Source organism: Bartonella queenslandensis AUST/NH15 (assembly GCF_000312585.1).
GTDB classification, from domain to species: domain Bacteria; phylum Pseudomonadota; class Alphaproteobacteria; order Rhizobiales; family Rhizobiaceae; genus Bartonella; species Bartonella queenslandensis_A.
On record NZ_HE998003.1, the window covers coordinates 26,691 to 29,789 of the forward strand.

The following is a 3,099-nucleotide window of genomic DNA, read 5'->3' on the forward strand; positions in this document are numbered from 1 at the left end:
AAATAATTAAAATGGCTGGTGTATCAGCAAAATAGCCAAAAGAAGCATCATGCGTTGAAAAACCAGCCGTTGCTACTGTACTCATTGCATGATTAATGGCATCAAATAAACTCATGCCCGCAGCAAAATAGGAAAGCATACAAGCCAATGTAAGTCCAACGTAAGCGATAATAATTCCGTTAGCAATTTGGTTGATGCGAGGCAATATTTTTTCAGATTTATCAGATGATTCCATATGAAAAAGTCGTACGCCCCCCACACGCAGTGAAGGCAAAAGCAAGAGAGCTAAACCGATAAAACCAATGCCTCCAATCCAGCATATAATAGAACGCCATAACAAAATACTTCGCGATAAATTATCAAGACCAGAAAGGACAGTGGAACCTGTTGTTGTAATGCCAGAAACAGATTCAAAAATGGCTCCTGCTAGAGAAATGGGAAGAGGGGAAAGATAAAGAGGTAAGGCACCTACGATGCTTCCTGTAAGCCAAAGACAAACAGTGAGCATAAAGCCAAGCCGTGCTGAAAAACGACAAGTAGCTCCTTTCGTTGCCAAAAGAAGCAGCGTGGTTAACATGGTGGTTATGGCACAAGAATAGAGAAAGATTATCCAATTATGGTTATTGTCGTGCAAATCCACAAAAATTGGCAAAAGCATCGCTCCTCCCATGATTAACGCAAAACGTGCACAGACATTGATAATAAACTGAAAAATGATCGTTCCCTATCTTTTTATCTCTTTTTTATTATAGTTTTGTGCTCATAAGAAATTACGTTTTTTTCTTTATAGGATAAAGATTAATTCCTAACATGAACATGCTTTGATGAATTGGTAATCAGACCTTTTCAAAAAACTGAAAAAGAAGTATATATAACATAATTGAGACTATTGAAAAATATTTTTTTAAAAGACTGCATTCCATTATAATTTATTAGAATAATTAAGTTGTAAAAAGTGAAGGGGATTGAATGGTACAATCGCATATTCGTTTGCTGATTATTGGCTCAGGTCCGGCTGGTTATACAGCGGCGATTTATGCGGCAAGAGCAATGCTCCAGCCGGTTTTAGTGACAGGCTTGCAGCAGGGGGGACAATTGACAATTACAACGGATGTTGAAAACTATCCAGGTTTTGCTGCGCCCATTCAGGGACCATGGTTAATGGAACAAATGGCAAAACAAGCTGAAAATATGGGGGCAAAAATTGTCTATGATACAATTATAAAGGCAGATTTATTGAAGTATCCTTTTGTCTTATATGGGGATTCAGGAACACAATATTCTTGTGATGCACTGATTATTGCAACAGGGGCCCAAGCGCGCTGGCTTGGTTTAGAAAGTGAGCAGACCTTTATGGGCGGTGGTGTTTCTGCTTGCGCTACATGTGATGGCTTTTTTTATCGGGACAAGGATGTTATTGTTGTAGGAGGGGGGAATACAGCCCTTGAAGAAGCCCTTTATTTATCGCATATAGCAAAAAGTGTAAGCGTGGTTCATCGGCGAGAACAATTTCGGGCAGAGAAAATTTTGCAAGATAGATTGCTTGCTTGTAATAATGTACGTGTTCTTTGGAATCATGTGGTTGAAGAAATTATGGGGCTTCCAGCTCAGGGGGCAAGGGGTGCTATTGTAACAGGAGCACGTTTGAAAAATGTTAAAACGGGTGATGAGATGAAAGTGGAGGCAGAGGGAATATTTATTGCCGTTGGGCATGATCCTGCTGTTTCTCTATTTGAAGGACAGCTGAAACAAAAGCAAAGCGGCTATTTATGGACAGCACCGGATTCAACAGCAACAAGCATTACTGGTGTTTTTGCGGCAGGGGATGTAACCGATGAAACATTTCGCCAAGCTGTAACAGCAGCGGGAAGGGGATGTATGGCAGCATTGGAAGCAGAACGTTTTTTAGATATATCTACTAAGCGTTCATAATTCATCGAGAACATAGAGAATCTAGAGGTAGGATTAATTGTGGCGCCACCGTTGGATTGGGACAAGTTAAGGGTTTTTCACGCTGCAGCAGAAGCGGGATCTTTTACGCACGCTGCTCAAAAGCTTCATTTATCCCAATCAGCAGTTTCACGACAGGTATCGGCTTTAGAACAAGAGGTTGGAGTATCTTTATTCCAGCGTCATGCGCGTGGTTTGATTCTTACAAAACAGGGAGAAACTCTTTATCGTACAGCCCATGATGTTTTGATGAAGCTTGAAAGTGTACGTTTGCAATTGAGTGAAAGCTATACAAAACCAACAGGGCATTTGCGTGTAACTTCGACCTTTGGAATGGGGGCAGGGTGGATTGCAGAGCGTATGCCAGAATTTCTTAGTCTTTATCCAGATATGCAGGTTCAGCTTTTGCTTTCCGATGAAGAACTTGATTTGACAATGTGTCATGCAGACTGTGCTGTTCGCTTACATCAACCCCAACAACCTGATCTTATACAAAGAAAATTATTTACAATTCATATGCATGTTTATGCTTCGGAGAAGTATATTGCCAATTACGGAAAACCTGAAAAATTGTCTGATCTCGATGAACATCGTATTATTTCGTTCGGTGAACCTGTTCCCCCTTATTTGTCGGGTTTAAATTGGTTGGAAAAAGCTGGTAGAAGTGATGGATCATTGCGCATTTCAGTTCTACAAATCAACAGTATTATTTCAATAAAGAATGCGCTTATGCGTGATCTTGGGATTGCTGTGCTGCCTGATTATATTGTCAATAATAATGAGCACTTGGTACGTCTTTTTCCTGATATGGTTGATATCCCTTCTTTTGATACTTTTTTTTGTTATCCTTATAATTTAAAGAATTTGGCAAGGTTGAATGCTTTTCGAGATTATATTTTCTTAAAAGCGCGTCAGTGGTCTTTTTAATATTCATGCCTTAATTTATAAGGGATAATTAAGCGTTTTGCTCCTTAAGATTTTCATAATATTCTTTCGTTTTAAATTTTCCCATATTGAATCAATTAAAATCATTCATTGTATGACATTATAAGTGTACAATTTATTGATTTATAATGATAATCCATCCTTATTCATACTGAATGATAAGCTTGAGTATCGTAAGATACTTTTATTCCGAACCTGTTTATA

3 protein-coding genes are annotated in these 3,099 nt (G+C 38.8%); 2 read left to right on the forward strand and 1 reads right to left on the reverse strand.

What is annotated here, in order from left to right; all coding sequences use genetic code 11:
* Positions 1 to 658: potassium transporter TrkG (locus BN338_RS05285; RefSeq protein WP_039759770.1), on the reverse strand; the 658-nt coding region annotated here is incomplete at its 3' end.
* A 311-nt stretch (positions 659 to 969) separates the two neighbouring features.
* Between BN338_RS05285 and trxB the strand changes: the two genes are divergently transcribed.
* Together trxB and BN338_RS05295 are read left to right on the forward strand one after the other, a co-directional pair.
* Positions 970 to 1,932 carry a thioredoxin-disulfide reductase gene (trxB, locus tag BN338_RS05290; protein ID WP_039759772.1) on the forward strand — a complete coding sequence of 321 codons (963 nt, stop codon included), beginning with the start codon at positions 970 to 972 and terminating at the stop codon, positions 1,930 to 1,932.
* A 39-nt stretch (positions 1,933 to 1,971) separates the two neighbouring features.
* Complete coding sequence (locus BN338_RS05295) at positions 1,972 to 2,877, forward strand: LysR family transcriptional regulator (protein WP_039759773.1); 906 nt, start codon at positions 1,972 to 1,974, stop codon at positions 2,875 to 2,877.
* Positions 2,878 to 3,099: the final 222 nt, after the last annotated feature.

Bases quoted from the DNA above. Each gene is read 5' to 3' on its own strand.
- trxB (WP_039759772.1), top strand. From the start codon at position 970: ATGGTACAATCGCATATTCGTTTGCTGATTATTGGCTCAGGTCCGGCT.